Genomic DNA, 15,610 nt, shown 5'->3' with positions numbered 1-15,610 from the left:
TGATAAAGTAGATGTACCCAAAGTAATCACTCCCTATATTGGTTGGAATTAGCTACTACCATTGTAAGTGATTGCTTGGGGCTTTTTAATTTCTGTTCGGATTAATTATAGAATTTGCCTCAATAAAAAGACTAATCAAACAACCGATTAACCAGGGCGATAACCATAAAAGGACCGTCAGTGGAAGTCGGATCAAAAAAGCTGTGCCATCTTCGTGATGGCACAGTTTTTTTAGTTGCTATTCAGCTTTTCTAAGTAGTTCCTTTTGTTGCGGGGATAGTTTCAACCGATTGAACCAGTTGATCCGTTTTACCGCATCTGCATCTAGGCATTTAGTCATTTCCTCGGCTAAGACCACAATCAGAACACTAAAATTCCCGTTAGGCATTTCTCGTGTAACCGTTAATTGGCGCGAAATGTTGTGAACATAATAATGCCGATACACGTATTTACCAATCTGCCAAACCTGGTGATTATCCAAACTAAGCAAAAAAGTCACGATTGGGTTTTCAGCCCCATCCTGCTTAACACATTCTTCACAATAGTCTTGTATGTAGGACACTAATAGGTTAACTCTGCCGGAATTAACATTCGAGTTGACCACATCCACCACATCAAAGCCCTCAACGATGCGTTGAAAAGCGTCCTGTTCCGACGCTATTCGGCCTGTTCTAATATCATCCACAACGGCTGAATAACCTTTATGCTCAACCATACTACTGATGATGAGGGGAGACAGGCCTTTATGCTGTTTGCTGAGTTCAATACCCTGTTTACCCCACCATTCTTCCTTAACTAAATTAATGATGCTAGCCATAATCAAACAAACCGTAGCAGCTTCTAAAACCGAGACTAAAATCCGATGCGTCGATGATAAGAAGATTGCCGCCAACCCGGTCACAATAACCGCTAAAGTTATCGTAAACTTCTGCGAAAAACTATTCGTAATGTATTCAACGATAAAACTATGAAACTGATTGTAAAGACCTTCCTTAAATTCATACCGTTTTCCCGACATAAAACCCCTCTAATCTACGAGACTAATCCAATTCCCTCTAAATTCTAACACTCACTCAACTCAAAAATATCCGTCATTAACAATCAAGTTTATCTTGACCATCAATCACAGATATTAGTGAACCGCTTTTTCGCGGCTGATAATTCTTTTAAGTTAAGCTTGGTTCAACCGCTGCTTCAAGGCCATCATGGTCTCAAAATCATCGGTGAAGATGCCGGCCACCTGGTCTTCGAACAACTGGGTCGCCTGTTCAACGCTATCGACCGTCCAGATACGTTCGACCACCGGGATATCGTCCTGGTAGTGGCTCAGATGCAGCCCCGCCAAACCTTCCTTTTTCACGAAGGCCGGGGCGTTTTTGACCCGCTTATCCGTTAGCCAACAGTAAATCTCATTGGGCGCCAATTGTTGGCACCGCTTGAGCGTCGGCAGATGAAACGACGAGTAAATGACCGGGTAGACCAGCGATGTGGCGTGGACCATCCCCAAAACAATCCGTTCGATCTGCGGGTACTGAATCTTATCGGTCTTAAACTCCAGGTTCAGATGAACTGGCTGGTCGGCCACCACCTGTAAAAAGGCGGCCAAAGTCGGCACCGTTTCGCCGTTGGCCAGGTGAAACGCTTGAAGTTCCGCCAACGTGTAATCGCGCAGGTAGCCCTTGCCATCCGTAGTCCGGTTGATCTTTTCGTCGTGCATGATGACCGGCACGTCATCGCGGGTCAAATGCACGTCAAATTCCAGGCCCTCGATCTGGTGGGCCACCGCGTAGCGAAACCCCGCCAGCGAGTTCTCCGGGAATTTTGCCGGATATCCCCGATGGCCAAATACCATGGTTGTTGCTGTCATTATTCTCTTCCTCCTCGAGCGGGGCCCCAAGCGCTTCGCTCGAGGGTCATCCCCGTTCGTTAGTTTACCGTGAGCGCCCCCCTCTTGGTCGGCTTAGCAGTCCCAGACGTCTTGGGCGATTTGCCGCACCAGCTTCAACTTGGCCCACTGCTGGTCTTCGGTCAAGTGGTTCCCCTCTTCGGTGGACGCGAAGCCACACTGAGTGGACAAGCCCAGGTTTTCAAGCGGCACGCTTTCAGCTGCCTGCTGGATTTTAGCCTTGATTTCATCCGGGTCCTCCAGGTCGGGGAACTTCGACGTAATCAGACCCAAAATGAGGCGCTTATGGGTATCGTGGTTCCAGATTCGCGCTAACGGACTGAAATCGCCATCCCGGGAACTATCATACTCCAAAAATAAGCCGTCATAATGTAATTGTCCCAGATAATCGGCCACGACATCGTAACCGCCCGAGAATAAGTACGTTGACTGGAAATTACCGCGGCAAATGTGCGTGGTCACGGTTAAGTCCGTCGGCAAGCCATTTAAGACTTGGTTGATGACCCGAACGGCGTCTTCGGCCAGCCCCACGTACTTAGCGTGAGCCGTGGCATCGTCCGCCGTCGCGTTCAACTGGCTGATGAGAAAGGCCCAGGTGGTGTCATCGAGTTGTAGATAGCGGCAACCCAGCTCGTAGAAGTGTTCAATCGTTTGATGGTAGGCTTTTGCCAGATCATCTAAGTAGGCGTCCCAGGTCTCATAGAATTGGGACCAATTGTCACTGCGGTTATCCCGGAACAACATGCTGGGTGACGGGATAGTCTGCTTGACCACGACGCCGGCTGGCGCCATCGCTTGCAAAGCACTAAAGGTCTTGAAAAACGGGTGGTCGGGGTTAAAGGCAATCTTACCCACCAAATCCGCGTTGTCCGTCCGGGTCTTTTCGCCGTGGAACTTATAACTTTGGTGATAATCATAGTGCCCCACGCCGGTCAGGCCCCACAGAAAATCAAGGTGCCACCAGCTTCGGTTGAACTCGCCGTCGGTTACGGCCTTGAACCCCAAGTCGGCCTGTGCGGTCACGACCCGTTGCGTTTCGTCGTGTTGAATGGCCGCCAATTCGTCGGCGGGAATCTTACCGGCCGCGAACTTACCGCGGGCGTCCTTTAACGTATCCGGGCGCAGTAAGCTCCCGACCACGTCGTAACGGTATGGGTACACGAGACTGGTAGTACTAGCTGTTGTCGTCATAAAATCATCCTCCTATCAAGTTGCTTTCTCAGTCGTCAATCGGTCCCGGGACGCAAAAAACGCGGTCCTCCCCAGAACTAAGCACTTAGTTCTAGGGACGATCGCGTCGTTGTACCACCCTAATTCACCTGCCGCTCACACGTCAGGCCTCAACGGTACTGCTCAAGCAATACCCGGAAAGTTAACGGTTCCTACCGATTGGGCAGCGTTGACCGCCCGCTAGCTATTGGGAGTTCATCTTCATGGCGGCGGGACCGACCCGCTTGCACCTACCGGGTTCTCTGTGACGGTTCGCCGACCATTACTCTTCTCCTAGCCGATTTATGACAAAGACATGAGAAATTAATTGCAATCTTAGACGCAATTTTAATGCTTGTCAAGCGCAAGTTGCCCGCCAGTGACTGGCTTTGTCCCCATTAGACTTAAGTCCCAAGCGCTTCTTGACCCCCTTCATAAAAAGTGCTGTAATCAAGTTAAGCGGCCCGTGCAGGTGCCGACCCGCAGAACCGCCAAACTAAACGAGGTGGACAAAACATGGATGAAGTCGTGCAAACACTACAGAATATCGTCAAATTAAATACCGTCAACGGTGCCGAAAAACAGGTCACTGACTATCTCAGTCACTTATTGGCCCAGCATGGCATCGCCAGTCATACGGTGGCTTACGCTGCTGACCGGACCAGTCTGGTTGCGGAAATCGGTAGCGACCAGGGTCCCGTGGTCGGCTTCGACGGCCACGCCGATGTGGTTGCCTTGGGAGACCAAGACAAATGGACCGTGGATCCCTTGTCCGCCACCATCCAAGGCCAGCACATGATTGGCCGGGGCACGTCAGACATGAAGTCCGGGCTGATGGCCGGGGTCTGGGCCATGATTCATTTGAAAGACAGCGGCGTCCCGTTACGCGGAACTTTACGGTTACTGGTCACTGTGGGCGAAGAATATGGCCAGTACGGTGCCCAACAACTGGCCAAGGCTGGTTACGTCGATGACATGACCAGCCTCATCGTGGGCGAACCTAGTGGGGCCGACAAGCAGCTCTTACAACGGCCCGAACTCCAACAGATGTTAGGCACCGACGCCGCGAACGCCCAAAAGTTAGCGGCTGCGAACCATACTAGTGAACAACACTTTATCGAGCTGGCCCACAAGGGGTCATTCACCTTCACGGTCCACTCCCGCGGGGTCGCGGCCCACAGTTCGATGCCTGAAATCGGCAAAAATGCGATTACGGCCCTCCTGAATTTCTATCAGCGGGAACAAGACTACTTCTACAGTATCAAGGACTATCGCAACCCGGTCTTGGGTGCCGTGACGCCCGTTGTGACCCTGATCAAGGGCGGCGAACAGATCAACACGGTCCCCGCCAGCGCCGAACTGTCCGTCAAGATTCGGACCATTCCGGAACTGCCGAACGCTAAACTAAAACAGGACTTACAACAGATCATCACCGACTTGAACCACGAAGGCGCCCAGCTCAGCATGGACATTTTAAGTGACTTACGGCCGATGCACACCGCGGCCGATGCGCCGCTGATTGCTGCGACTACCGATATCGGCCAGGCCGTCTTGGAACAGCATCTGCCCAAAATTGGGGTGCCCGGGGGAACCGATGCGTCATCGTTCTTGGCCGCCAATCCAGACCTAGACGTCGTGGTCTTCGGTCCTGGCAACATCACCGCCCACCAGGTCAACGAATACGTCGACCTTGACATGTACCAGCGCTATATCAAGATTTATGAACGGATGATCACTCGGTTATTATCCTAACTAATCATTTAAACTTAACTCCCAAAACAGGTTTCTCCTAGTCCAGGAGAAACCTGTTTTTAGGTGACCATCTTTTTTGGACACACCAAACGCGCGGCCGAACGAGGGAGTCGCTTGCCAGCGGACGGGACCTGTCTCCAGGTGACCCGTCATGGCTTCAGCGACGACGATCGTTCGTCACGCGCGTTGGTTAGTCAGCTTGCACTTTCTCAAAAGACAACCTCTTTCTGCCCCGCTAGTTAGCTGGGTGCGTTGGTTAGCGTCCAGGTGATCGTACCGTGATAAGTCCCCGCTGCGGTCCCCGAACCGACGTTAAGCAAGAGTCCGGTGTCGCCGGTCCAAGTCCCGGAAACATCGGTCAGCCCATCATCCACACTATCGTCAGTCGTGTGGATCATGACTTGCGTTGGCTGGCTATTCAACTGTTGGGTGCCGTACCGGCCCACGTAGACCGGTACGCCATCCATCGGTTGGTCATCATCATCAACAAACGGCGTAGTTTGGGCATCCAAGACCCATGACTGCCCCGTACCGCGAGTATCCTGGACGGTCAGGTTCCAGTCGCTGCTCCGTTGAACCAACTCCGGGCTCCCGGTCAGCGAACTATCCGCAAAACTACTGTGGGCCGCCACGTTAACGAACTGCAAGGTGCCGACCACCGTAATGGTCACGGTAATGGTCTTTGACGTATCACCATTTGCCGTTTGCGCCGTTAGATCAACCGTATTGGTCCCCATCTGCAACTGGTCAGCGGCGATATCCAGACTGAAGCTCCCGTCACTGTTGACCGGCGTGTCCGGTAAGGCCGCTCCGTTCAAGGACGTGGCCAGCGTGGTGGTCGGCTTAGTGGCCGCCGCCGTGTTGACCGTGACGTTGCCGGTAATCGTGGTGTCTTCCTTGTCGTGGAGGGTCACGTCATTAGGCGAGGTTAAGGCTAAGTCCAGCGTGACGCTCGGGTTGATGGCAAACGACGGGGTATCCGCCGTGGCGACCAAAGCGTTAGACGAGAAGGTACTGGCCTGCGGAAGATTGTACTGGGTCTCCGTGACGTTATCGGCCGTTCCCAAGAGTTTCAACTTGGCCGTCGAGTTATCACTATCTAGTGATTGCCCCAACTCAGCATCCAACTTGGCATCGCTGATTTTGTCCGGCGAAAGGTCCTCCGTGTCCCCGTTTTCGTACGTGATCTCCCCCGACGTGTAGTTGATATAGTTCGGTAGTTTCAACCGGCCATCAATACTCGACCAGCTTTGCCGGCCACCGTTGTAGGTCAGATTGTAGTCCAGTTCGACTTGGTCGTTGCCTATGATTTGACTATCCGTGGTAATCGGCTTGTTGTGGGTCAGATCCGTCATGCTGGCATCCGCCGTCCCGTCAACCAGGCCCGGCGTGTTGTCCATGACGATCAGGTTGTTTTCGTAGTCCTCACCGGTGGTCCCAGTGAAGCCCCAGCGCGCATACCCCGTGTTGTCCGGGTCGATCTTGGACAGGTCAATCGGGACCGTTTCGCTTTGACCCGTTTCTTCAATGCCCGTCGTGGGGTTGCGGTCATCAAAGGTATAGGTCATGGTCTTTGCGCTGGCATCCCACTTCAAAGTCATGTGGTGCCACAAGCCGTTCGACAGGAAGTTGGTCTGGGTACTATCCGAGATGACGCCTAAGTGGTTCATTTCGTAGTAGTACTTCGCCTTACTCAACAACCCCGCATCGTACGTCATCTTTTTGTAGGTGTCGCCACTGCCCGGGTAGTTGGACGCGATGTGGACAGCCGGGTACCCCACGTCAAAGGCGTTGGCGTTGCCCGGGGCCCCGGAACCCGTGGTCCCGTTGAAGTGGGTGTCGAATTCCAACGCCCAACTATTTTGGATCGCGGTTTTTGCAAAACTGCTGACGTAGTCTTGTGACGCGTTGGTATCAACGCCCCACACGCCTAACGTTTCGCCGACGACCTTGCTACCAAACGTGGGTGTCGCAGCAATCCCGTTCGGGTCATTTTGCAACACGAACGCCATGCCGTCACCGGCGTTACTGCCCTGGTCACCGAAGTAGAACCAAAAGCCAATCGTCTGGTCGTGGGACAGATCCATCAAGTTGTCGTCGGTCGACCAGGCGGCCCCAAATTGATAGGGTGCCGTGTTGACCACGACGGCCTGCGTCCCAACCGAATTTGGGTTGGTCACGTCGACCACGGACGCCGTATCCAGCGGTGCCGTGCCGATGGCGATGATTGAGTTGGCCTTGTTAAGCGAGATACCTTGTGGCGCCGTGGACAGCGCTTCGTCGTAGTCGCTATCGGCGTGGGCCTGAAGCCCCCCGGCCAGGCCCAGGGTCAAGGCCGCTAACCCCAAATATAACCACCGTTTCAACATTTCCAATCCCTCCTTACATCACTAACGACTACTCCTTTTTACGCCGCCGGTTGCGGGCAATCAGGTAGCCGATAATGGCGAGTAGCAAGGCAATAATCGCTGCTAACAACCAGTAGAGCCAACTGGTTGGGGTAGCCGTTGGCGTGACGGCCGATCCACCCAGGCCCCGCAATTGCTTTGGCGTGACCACGAAGTTACGGGTGAAGTGCCACTGGCGTTGGCCAGATTGCGCCGTCAAATTCAGGGTGTAGGTTCCAGCCTTCAATTGCGTATTGCCCCAGGGCAACGCGGCGTTGAAGTTACTGTTGGGGGCCATCCCCAAACTCTTGAGATCCTGTTTCAACAACACCTGGCTGGAGTTTTGCGCCGTTACCGTTTCGTGGAGGCTTAACGGCGACAAAACCCCCGGTTCGAAGTTTTGCAGGTTCGCAAAGACCTGATCCCGTTGATTCAATTGTCCCACCTTGACCTGTCGTAACCGTAAGTCGGGCGTGACCTTGCGTGTGCTCTCCGTCAGTAAGATGCTGATGGCATACGCGAATTGGTTATTTACGGTCAATTTCCGTTGTGAGTGGGACACTGGATGCGACGTGGTCAGTTGTTCGACGTAGATTCCTCCCAAGGCGCAACCCCGTAGCCTTTCTGCCGGCATCTTCAGCGCTAAAGTGACCCGCTTAGCGCCGGATTCTGGGACCGAGACGGTCTGGACCGGTTGACTGAAGAGCTGCTTCATCGGCAGTTGTAGGCTCGGGTCTAAATCTGGGTCGGCCTGGCTGTAATCGATGATGCCATTGGCGTTGGTCACGGCTTGGTTCACCCTGACTCGAAACCGTTGGGTCGTGCTACTTTGGTTCCGAATCACGATGGTCAGCTTTTGTTGCTGTTGTGGGGCCATGCGCAACGAAAAATACCCCAATGTCGTATTAGTCTGGTTGCTGGGCTTTACGGGCTGAACCGTAAACCCAACGCCTTGTGCATGAGCTATCCCCACACCACCTAGTAATCCGAGCCAAATGCCCACCAACATTACAAACCATTGCCATCCCCGACGCATCATTCATCCCCCCAAACAGTCATACCGGTCCCCAAAAGGTCGGTCCCACACAAGCGGCACCGACCCAGTTGATACAAGTTGTCACGTTCGTTTTACGCGGACGCGACCGGTTCGATGCTACTGAACCGTATCGCCTAACTGCCAAGTCAAGTTGGCACTGTAACTCCCGGCCAATTGCCCAGCGGGAACGTCTAACGTGACGTCACCCAGTGAGAAGTCGGAATCCCAGACACCTAAGCCACCCTTAGCCGGCGCGGTCAGTAAGACCTCGTTCGTGCCGTTACCATTTAGACTAACGGCATTCGCTACCGGTGCTGCGGACGGGTTGCCTGTGTTCGCGGCTTCCGGATCCGGGGCACCCAGATTCAAAACAGCACCACCTAGGACACTGCCATCTGACGTGACAAAGTTAGAATCCTTGACTTGAACGTTCCAGCCACCCGGAACCCCAGGGTTCGAGACCTCGACCGGATTATCTGCCGATAGGGCTGGATAGGTCACGTTATCTTTGCCGTTAGGAGTCGGGTTAGCCCCGAAACCAAAGTTTGGCGCGGAAGTTAATGAAACTGCTGCATCGGCACTCGTATCGAATTCCGACTTAGCTTGCGTACTGGTCGTCGTTTGGACCGATGAAGATGATGACGAGGAACTCGTTGCATCCGCGAAGGCCACCATGCCAGCACCGCTTAACCCCAATGCGAGTGCGGCTGCACTCCGCATCAAAGTGACGTATACTCGACGCTTCATCGTATGTCACCCTCCTTGAAGATTTACACCTAGCCAGCAATTAACCGCCTCAGCAGCTAACCGTGGTTGAATCAACACCTAACTTATTCCTTAAGTTCTAAAACAAACCGATGTCGTCATGACTGATTCATCCGGTGGTTCAGGATCGATAATAATCGGTGCCGAAAAAAAAGACCAGCACTTGGCTGGTCTTTCGTATCGATAGTTTTAGTTATGAAAGTCGCTCACGGTTAAGGCCCGTAACTCGTTGAGCCACTGCCGGGTCGTGGTATCACTACCGGCTGTGACTTGAAACCCTAACGGGGCAAAGAGTCCCGCGACTGCGGACCATTGCACCTGCCCCTGTGCCAACAAGCTGGTCACCAGCTGCTGACGTTGGGTCGCCGTGATGGGTGTTGCGGTTACCGTTAGTAAGTTAACCGCCAATTGCTCGGCAATTAGTTGCTGACTCGTCGCCGCAGTGAATGGCATCACCAGTTGGCGCCGCGATGCAAGCGGCACGGCCGGCCCTTCCTTTTGTAAGAAGTGTTGCCAAGGCAGCAATTGCGGTGCTAGCACAGCGTAGAATTGCCAAGGTACCTGGTTGCCGATGCGCTTTAAGGTGGCTTGCGTCACCGCCGTAAGGTCCCATTGGACTTGCGTCTCACCAGCCGCCTGGGCCACGGCCAGCCACTCGCTTAAGAAGCGCTGGACCGTCGCGGCCACAACGGGCGGTTGTTGCCGGCCCCGAGTCAATTGGTAACGGCCCAACAAGAAATCGGTGACCTGCTCCCAGGGAATCGTATCACCGGCCTGCTGGTGCTTACGGCGTTTGAACTGCCGGAGTTGCTTGACCCGACTCGACTTTGCAAATTTTCCTGGACGACTCACTTTCAAACGCCTCCTGACGTTATTTCTTCGCTGCCTCGCGCGGCGCAAACTTCTTGAAGTACACCAACGTCATGATGGCCAAGAAGATCACTCCCACGATGATTGAGACCCGCGTTTCGGGATTCAGGAACATGAAAAGCAACGTAACGCCTAAGAAAGCCAACGTAATGTAATTCGACCAAGGTGAAAACGGCATCTTGAACGGATGGTTGGCCATGTGTTGCGGGTTACGTTTCCGAAACGCAATCTCACTGACCAGAATCACGAACCACGGCACCATGCCAGGTAAGACACTGGAACTGTAGACCATCACGAAGATTTGACTGGCGTCCTTGAAGTACATGGGTAAGACCACGTTCAAGACAATTCCAATCGCAATCCCTAACGAAATAGCAATCACGGAGTAAAATGGTACCCCGTGACGGTTCAACAGCGTCATCTTCTTCGGGAGTTGGTGGTTTTCGGCCAACGTAAAGGTCATCCGACTAGCACTGTAAATCCCGGAGTTCGACCCGGACAAAGCGGCGGTAATGACCACGAAGTTGATGATCGACGCCGCAGCGGTAATCCCAATTTTAGCGAAGGTCTGCACGAACGGGGAACCTAACTGGTTCAGCTTGTCCCACGGGTAGATGCTGACAATCACGAAGATAGCGCCCACGTAGAAAATCAAGATTCGGGCCACCGTCGATTGGATAGCCGCCACTAAGGTGTGTTGCGGGTTCTCCGCTTCACCAGCCGTGACCCCAATCAGTTCGATACCCTGATAGGAGGCCAACACGATGGCCAACGCAAAGATGAAGCCCTTAACACCCCCGGTGAAGAAGCCCCCGTTGCGCCACAGGTTACTGATGCCGACCGCGTCGCCACCGTTACCGAAGCCAAAGAGAATGACCCCTAGACCGGCAATGATCATCAGAACGATGGTCACCACTTTGATCAGAGCAAACCAGAATTCGAGTTCACCAAACATTTTAACGGAGATCAGATTGGCCACGCACAGGAAGGTAATTGCGACGAGACCGGGAATCCAGTCTGGCAAATTCGGCCACCAGAAGCGGAAGTAGCCGCCCAACGCAATCATTTCACTCATCCCCACCACAATAAATTGGAAAATATTACTCCAGGCGGTTAAAAACCCAAATACGGGATGCATGTATTCGGAGGCGAAGGTCGCAAACGACCCGGTCGTCGGGTGCACATAAAGCATTTCCCCCAACGCCCGCATAATTAAGTACAGGAAGACTCCGGAAATAATGTACGCAATGAGAACGGAAGGCCCCGTCCACTTGATGGTGGAACCAGACCCCATGAATAATCCGACGCCGATGGTCCCGCCGAGTGCAATCATCTGCATCTGGCGCGAGCTAAGTTTTCTCTGCAATCTAATTCCTTCTTTCTATCTATTCACTTGTCAAATATCAAACTCTTCGTGTTCCCTCCTTGCAGCCCCGCTTGGTCTGCTGCCAGGCAAGATCACCCTGGGTTACCCCAAGGTGACCGTAGCCAAGCGGCGCGCAATTATGATAAAACACTAAGATTATGTCATAGGTTACCTGGTTATGGCCCATAACGCAAGGCCTAATTTAACCAATATGCCCCTAAACATAGTCTACATTATCGCGCAAGGTCCTCGTTAATTCAAACGCAACCCCAATAAAAACGGGGCGTTGGCCGCCAGTTGACGGTCACGCCCCGTACGTGAAAAAATTTTTTCGAGTTCACAAATCTTTTTGAGTTGCATCCAACGTTTGTCAGCCTTACCCCGGCATCAGCCTAGCCAGTTAACCGCCAAATCGTTGCATGAGAAAATTATCAGAAATCAGCCCGGCTTAGACGAGCTTCTCGTAAACGTAGCATTCGTCTTCCGGTTGGTAAACACCCTTGATCTCGCCGACCTTTTGAAAACCAAACTTCTCGATCAAATGTTGCATCTTCGCGTTGTCGCGGTGGGTATCGATCCGGATACTTTCGGCTTCCGGATGGTGCTCAGCGATGTACGCGAAGAGTTCCTTAAAGAGCTTCGACGCATACCCTTGGCCTTGGTGGTGCGAGTAAATGGCCACCCGGTGAACGGTCACGTAATGGTCCGTGTCCTTTAACCAGTTCCCAACTAAGGTGTCGTAAGAGTCGTCGGGCGCCTCCACAACGGCGGCAACGCCAACCGTTTCATGGTCATCACTGTTAAAAATGGTCGCGCGGCCCAGGTCAATATCCGTCTTAATCGTTTCGCGGTTAGGATAGTTATCCTGCCATTGGTCGATGCCGGCATCCGCTAATTGTTGTTTACCGTCTTCGATAATGTCACATACTAGGTCTAATTCATCCGTTTTTGCTTTGCGTAAATACATCTTACTTCACCTCGTCTTAAAGTCATGATTCTAAACTGGTTGGCTCAGGCCCCGCGCAAGACGCGTTGACCCCGGCCCTTTCCGGGCTAAAGGGCCTACCGTCGCGGACCCCCGGTCATACCCGGCGGACCCGTTTCGGTAGGCTATTATAGTTGCTCGTGGAAAAAAACCTTAGCTATCATACCTGAACTCAAATAATTTATCAATCCTATTTAAAATACCTTATTAAATCGGCACCGTTTTCACGAGTCAAAAGCCCCGCCAGGCTTGACGAACACCGGCGAAAAATTTTTTTGTGACTGGTCACTGACCGAACAAAGACCCCCGCAGCGCTACGCCACAAGGGTCAGGTCACGTTACGCTTATTTAGTTAGCGGCGAGTCTGCCAGTAACTGGCGCACTTCGTCGGTACTCTTGGTCTCCATCATGGCGTTACGTAACTCCGCGGCGTGCGGTTGGTTGCGCACGTAAATCTTAAAGAAGCGCTTGAGTGACGCGAACCGTTGGGTATCGAACCGGGCCGCAAAATCATCAAATAAATCTAACTGGTAATTCAATAATTCTAGCAATTCCTTCACACTGTGCTCGTGCGGCGTCTTTTCGAAGGCAAACGGGCTGGTGAAGATGCCCCGGCCGATCATGATGCCGTCAACACCAGGATGGGCAGCGGCTAACGCACAGCCTTCCTGGTAATTGGCGATGTCACCGTTCACTTGAAGCAGCGTGTGCGGGGCCACCTCATCGCGCAATTGCACGATTTGGTCAATCAATTCGTTATGGGCCGGCACCCGGCTCATTTCCTTTTTGGTTCGCAAGTGCACCGTTAACAACGGGATATCTTGTTCCAGCAAGAACTTCAACCAGTCGTGCCACTCATCGACGCGGCTATAGCCCAGGCGCGTCTTGACGCTGACGGGGAGGCCAGCGGTCTTGGCCGCCGCAATCACCGCCGCGGCGTCTTCGGGATGGCGAATCAGGTCACTGCCCCCGTGGTTTTTGATGACCGTGGAATCTGGGCACCCCATGTTCATGTCGATGGCTTGGTACCCGCGGCTCTTCACGTCAGCCGCCGCTTTTTCAAAAGCCTCGGGCTGGTTGCCCCAGAGTTGGACAACCGGCATCTTGGCCTCTTCTGGGGCCACGTAGAGCCGGCCCTGGACCGTGAATTTAGCTTTCGGATGGGTCACACTGATGGCGTTGGTAAATTCGGTAAAAAAGGCATCGGGCGCCGCAGCTCGGGCGACCACCCGCCGAAAGATAGCGTTGGTCACGGCCTCCATCGGCGCTAAGGTAAAGAATGGCCGGTGCTCAGCACGAGCGTGGTCGGCAAGATCTTGCCAGTAAGTCGTTACTTCAGACACGTTAAAAATCTCCTTGTTCATAAAATAGTCCGTGTCACGGTGCTGGCTACTGCGACACAAGTCCCTTTATTCTACCATCATCGTCAAGCCCCCGTGTGAGAAATGGCTCTGGATATAAATTAATTGATGAGCCGAACCGTTGACAGGCTGGTGCAGAACCCAGATACTGGACCTTAAAGATATTAGATCCGCATGAGGAGGAATTTTTATGGCAACCCAACAAGCCCTACTGATCATCGATTACACCAACGACTTCGTGGCCGACCACGGGGCCCTCACCTGTGGCCAACCCGGTCAGGCTATCGCAACGACTATCGTGACTCTCGCCGACCAGATGGCGGTCGAACACGATTGGGTGCTGCTACCCACCGACGTCCACACCCCGAATGACCCTTACCACCCGGAAAGTAAGCTCTTCCCGCCGCATAACGTCCGCGGCACCTGGGGCCGCGACCTGTACGGCCCCCTGGCGGATTGGTACACCCACCATCAGACCGACGAGACAGTCTGGCAGTTCGACAAGACGCGTTACAGTAGTTTTGCCGGGACTGACCTAGACTTGCGCTTACGTGAACGCCACGTGACCACCTTGCACCTGGTCGGCGTCTGTACCAACATCTGCGTGCTCCACACTGCCATCGATGCGTATAACCTGGGTTATCAACTCATTATTCACCGTGATGCCGTCGCCAGTTTCAACCCCGCGGGCCACGACTGGGCCTTGAGCCATTTCAAAAACACGTTGGGTGCCGAAATCGTTTAGTGTATGTTTTCTCGTGGTTTGGTGTTTTAGGCGTCGATATAGATTGTTCCCCGTCCCCGCAAGGCCTATAATAGGTCTATCGGAGGAGGGAGTTCTATGTTTCAGCACCATCATCAGTTATACCTTATCGGAGTGACCTTATTGGCCCTTTGCGGTGGTCCCGCCATCACGGCCCACGCTACGACCAGCCAAACGACCACGAGTTCTTCGTCATCAACGACGTCGGCGCCGGCTTACCGCCCGGTCCTTGCGCACAAGACCGTCAATTACTACACCGAAATCGGGGCGAACCAGAAACACAACTACCAGGTCTATGCCACGGGAGGTGCTCAGACCAGTGCCAAGAACATGACGCCTATCAGCACCGGTAGGGTCTACGCCCACAAGATGGTCCACGTGACCCGTGAAGAAAGACAGGCCAACGGAACCTGGCTCAAATTCACCTATCACCACACCCAGACCGGTTGGATCCACCGCAACGGCACGGTCAAATCGCGGCGGCAGTTGAACGTGCCGCTGGTTGGCCAACGCCCACAATTACCCACGGGTTGTGAGATTACCGCCACGACCATGATGTTGAAGTATGCGGGGGCCAAGGTCACCAAGTTACAATTGGCCAAGGAAATGCCCCGGACCAAGACCCATAACGGGAATCTGGGCTTCGTCGGTAATCCCTATTCATCGTCCGGTTGGTGGATCTACCCGAAGGCCCTCACCAAGTTGGTCAAGCACCACGTAGGGTCCGCCAAAAACATGACGGGCGCCTCGTTTGCCAAGCTCAAGCACCAAATCGACTTGGGGCATCCGGTCGTGGTCTGGGTCGCTAACGTGGACGGTTTCGTCAACCACGCCGTGACCCTCAGCGGCTACAGTGCCCACCGGGCTTATTACAACGACCCCTGGACCAAAAAGAAGACCAGTATGACCCAAAAGCAATTCGCTACGCACCGGAAGCACGATGCTTACCGAGCGTTGAGTTATTAACGGTTTGGCGGGAACTCAAGTTAATTAATTTTTCAGACGCGCCCAACACCTATCGCTTGCCAGTCACTTTTGATCTTTTACATATAAAGTATATTGATCGAGTACCATAGCTATTTAAAAGTTCAGGGACGAATTTACAATTGAAGTGCAACAAGTAAGAAAATAAAAATAGACTCCTAGCCTGAGTCCTGTAGAATGAAGTCACCATAACAATCATCTAAAGGAGTTCTTAGGCTATGAGTCC

13 protein-coding genes are annotated in these 15,610 nt (G+C 53.1%); 3 read left to right on the top strand and 10 right to left on the bottom strand.

Annotated elements, in window-relative coordinates:
• Nucleotides 1–238: 238 nt before the first annotated feature.
• The 3 genes from DXH47_RS10795 to DXH47_RS10785 form a co-directional block, all read right to left on the bottom strand.
• Nucleotides 239–1,018 (bottom strand): hypothetical protein, encoded by a 780-nt coding sequence (locus DXH47_RS10795; RefSeq protein ID WP_129033322.1) that lies wholly within the window; start codon nt 1,016–1,018, stop codon nt 239–241.
• A gap of 153 nt (nt 1,019–1,171) precedes the next feature.
• Nucleotides 1,172–1,867, bottom strand: coding sequence for a glycerophosphodiester phosphodiesterase (locus DXH47_RS10790; RefSeq protein ID WP_129033321.1), 696 nt, complete (start codon nt 1,865–1,867; stop codon nt 1,172–1,174).
• Nucleotides 1,868–1,960: 93 nt separating this feature from the next.
• Nucleotides 1,961–3,097, bottom strand: coding sequence for a vitamin B12 independent methionine synthase (locus DXH47_RS10785; protein WP_129033320.1), 1,137 nt, complete (start codon nt 3,095–3,097; stop codon nt 1,961–1,963).
• A gap of 534 nt (nt 3,098–3,631) precedes the next feature.
• Between DXH47_RS10785 and DXH47_RS10780 the strand changes: the two genes are divergently transcribed.
• A complete protein-coding gene (locus DXH47_RS10780) occupies nt 3,632–4,867 on the top strand; it encodes an ArgE/DapE family deacylase (protein WP_129033319.1) in 1,236 nt (411 codons plus the stop codon).
• A gap of 239 nt (nt 4,868–5,106) precedes the next feature.
• Here DXH47_RS10780 and DXH47_RS10775 read toward each other — a convergent pair whose 3' ends face one another.
• The 7 genes from DXH47_RS10775 to DXH47_RS10745 form a co-directional block, all read right to left on the bottom strand.
• On the bottom strand, nt 5,107–7,236 hold the full coding sequence (locus tag DXH47_RS10775) for a lectin-like domain-containing protein (protein WP_129033318.1): 2,130 nt from the start codon (nt 7,234–7,236) through the stop codon (nt 5,107–5,109).
• A gap of 28 nt (nt 7,237–7,264) precedes the next feature.
• Nucleotides 7,265–8,290 carry a DUF916 and DUF3324 domain-containing protein gene (locus DXH47_RS10770; protein WP_170955017.1) on the bottom strand — a complete coding sequence of 342 codons (1,026 nt, stop codon included), beginning with the start codon at nt 8,288–8,290 and terminating at the stop codon, nt 7,265–7,267.
• Between the two features lie 117 nt (nt 8,291–8,407).
• Nucleotides 8,408–9,037 (bottom strand): WxL domain-containing protein, encoded by a 630-nt coding sequence (locus DXH47_RS10765; RefSeq protein ID WP_129033316.1) that lies wholly within the window; start codon nt 9,035–9,037, stop codon nt 8,408–8,410.
• Nucleotides 9,038–9,244: 207 nt separating this feature from the next.
• Nucleotides 9,245–9,907 carry a hypothetical protein gene (locus DXH47_RS10760; RefSeq protein WP_129033315.1) on the bottom strand — a complete coding sequence of 221 codons (663 nt, stop codon included), beginning with the start codon at nt 9,905–9,907 and terminating at the stop codon, nt 9,245–9,247.
• Between the two features lie 19 nt (nt 9,908–9,926).
• The gene (locus DXH47_RS10755) at nt 9,927–11,291 is read right to left on the bottom strand and encodes an amino acid permease (RefSeq protein ID WP_129033314.1); all 1,365 of its coding nucleotides are present in this window, start codon (nt 11,289–11,291) and stop codon (nt 9,927–9,929) included.
• A gap of 448 nt (nt 11,292–11,739) precedes the next feature.
• Entirely contained in the window at nt 11,740–12,258 is a 519-nt protein-coding gene (locus DXH47_RS10750) for a GNAT family N-acetyltransferase (protein ID WP_129033313.1), read from the bottom strand.
• A gap of 362 nt (nt 12,259–12,620) precedes the next feature.
• Entirely contained in the window at nt 12,621–13,619 is a 999-nt protein-coding gene (locus tag DXH47_RS10745) for a tRNA dihydrouridine synthase (RefSeq protein ID WP_404820041.1), read from the bottom strand.
• A gap of 208 nt (nt 13,620–13,827) precedes the next feature.
• Between DXH47_RS10745 and DXH47_RS10740 the strand changes: the two genes are divergently transcribed.
• Together DXH47_RS10740 and DXH47_RS10735 are read left to right on the top strand one after the other, a co-directional pair.
• Entirely contained in the window at nt 13,828–14,382 is a 555-nt protein-coding gene (locus DXH47_RS10740) for a cysteine hydrolase family protein (RefSeq protein WP_129033311.1), read from the top strand.
• Between the two features lie 96 nt (nt 14,383–14,478).
• Complete coding sequence (locus DXH47_RS10735) at nt 14,479–15,366, top strand: C39 family peptidase (RefSeq protein ID WP_129033310.1); 888 nt, start codon at nt 14,479–14,481, stop codon at nt 15,364–15,366.
• Nucleotides 15,367–15,610 lie beyond the last annotated feature (244 nt).

The organism is Levilactobacillus suantsaii (genome assembly GCF_004115745.1).
Classification (GTDB): domain Bacteria; phylum Bacillota; class Bacilli; order Lactobacillales; family Lactobacillaceae; genus Levilactobacillus; species Levilactobacillus suantsaii.
Note: the sequence above shows the minus strand (reverse complement) of the source record. Positions and strands in the feature narration are given on the sequence as shown.

What these genes read in the sequence shown, in the direction of transcription:
- DXH47_RS10795 (WP_129033322.1), bottom strand. Translation starts at nt 1,018, where the DNA reads ATGTCGGGAAAACGGTATGAATTTAAGGAAGGTCTTTACAATCAGTTT.
- DXH47_RS10790 (WP_129033321.1), bottom strand. Translation starts at nt 1,867, where the DNA reads ATGACAGCAACAACCATGGTATTTGGCCATCGGGGATATCCGGCAAAA.
- DXH47_RS10785 (WP_129033320.1), bottom strand. Translation starts at nt 3,097, where the DNA reads ATGACGACAACAGCTAGTACTACCAGTCTCGTGTACCCATACCGTTAC.
- DXH47_RS10780 (WP_129033319.1), top strand. Translation starts at nt 3,632, where the DNA reads ATGGATGAAGTCGTGCAAACACTACAGAATATCGTCAAATTAAATACC.
- DXH47_RS10775 (WP_129033318.1), bottom strand. Translation starts at nt 7,236, where the DNA reads ATGTTGAAACGGTGGTTATATTTGGGGTTAGCGGCCTTGACCCTGGGC.
- DXH47_RS10770 (WP_170955017.1), bottom strand. Translation starts at nt 8,290, where the DNA reads ATGCGTCGGGGATGGCAATGGTTTGTAATGTTGGTGGGCATTTGGCTC.
- DXH47_RS10765 (WP_129033316.1), bottom strand. Translation starts at nt 9,037, where the DNA reads ATGAAGCGTCGAGTATACGTCACTTTGATGCGGAGTGCAGCCGCACTC.
- DXH47_RS10750 (WP_129033313.1), bottom strand. Translation starts at nt 12,258, where the DNA reads ATGTATTTACGCAAAGCAAAAACGGATGAATTAGACCTAGTATGTGAC.
- DXH47_RS10740 (WP_129033311.1), top strand. Translation starts at nt 13,828, where the DNA reads ATGGCAACCCAACAAGCCCTACTGATCATCGATTACACCAACGACTTC.
- DXH47_RS10735 (WP_129033310.1), top strand. Translation starts at nt 14,479, where the DNA reads ATGTTTCAGCACCATCATCAGTTATACCTTATCGGAGTGACCTTATTG.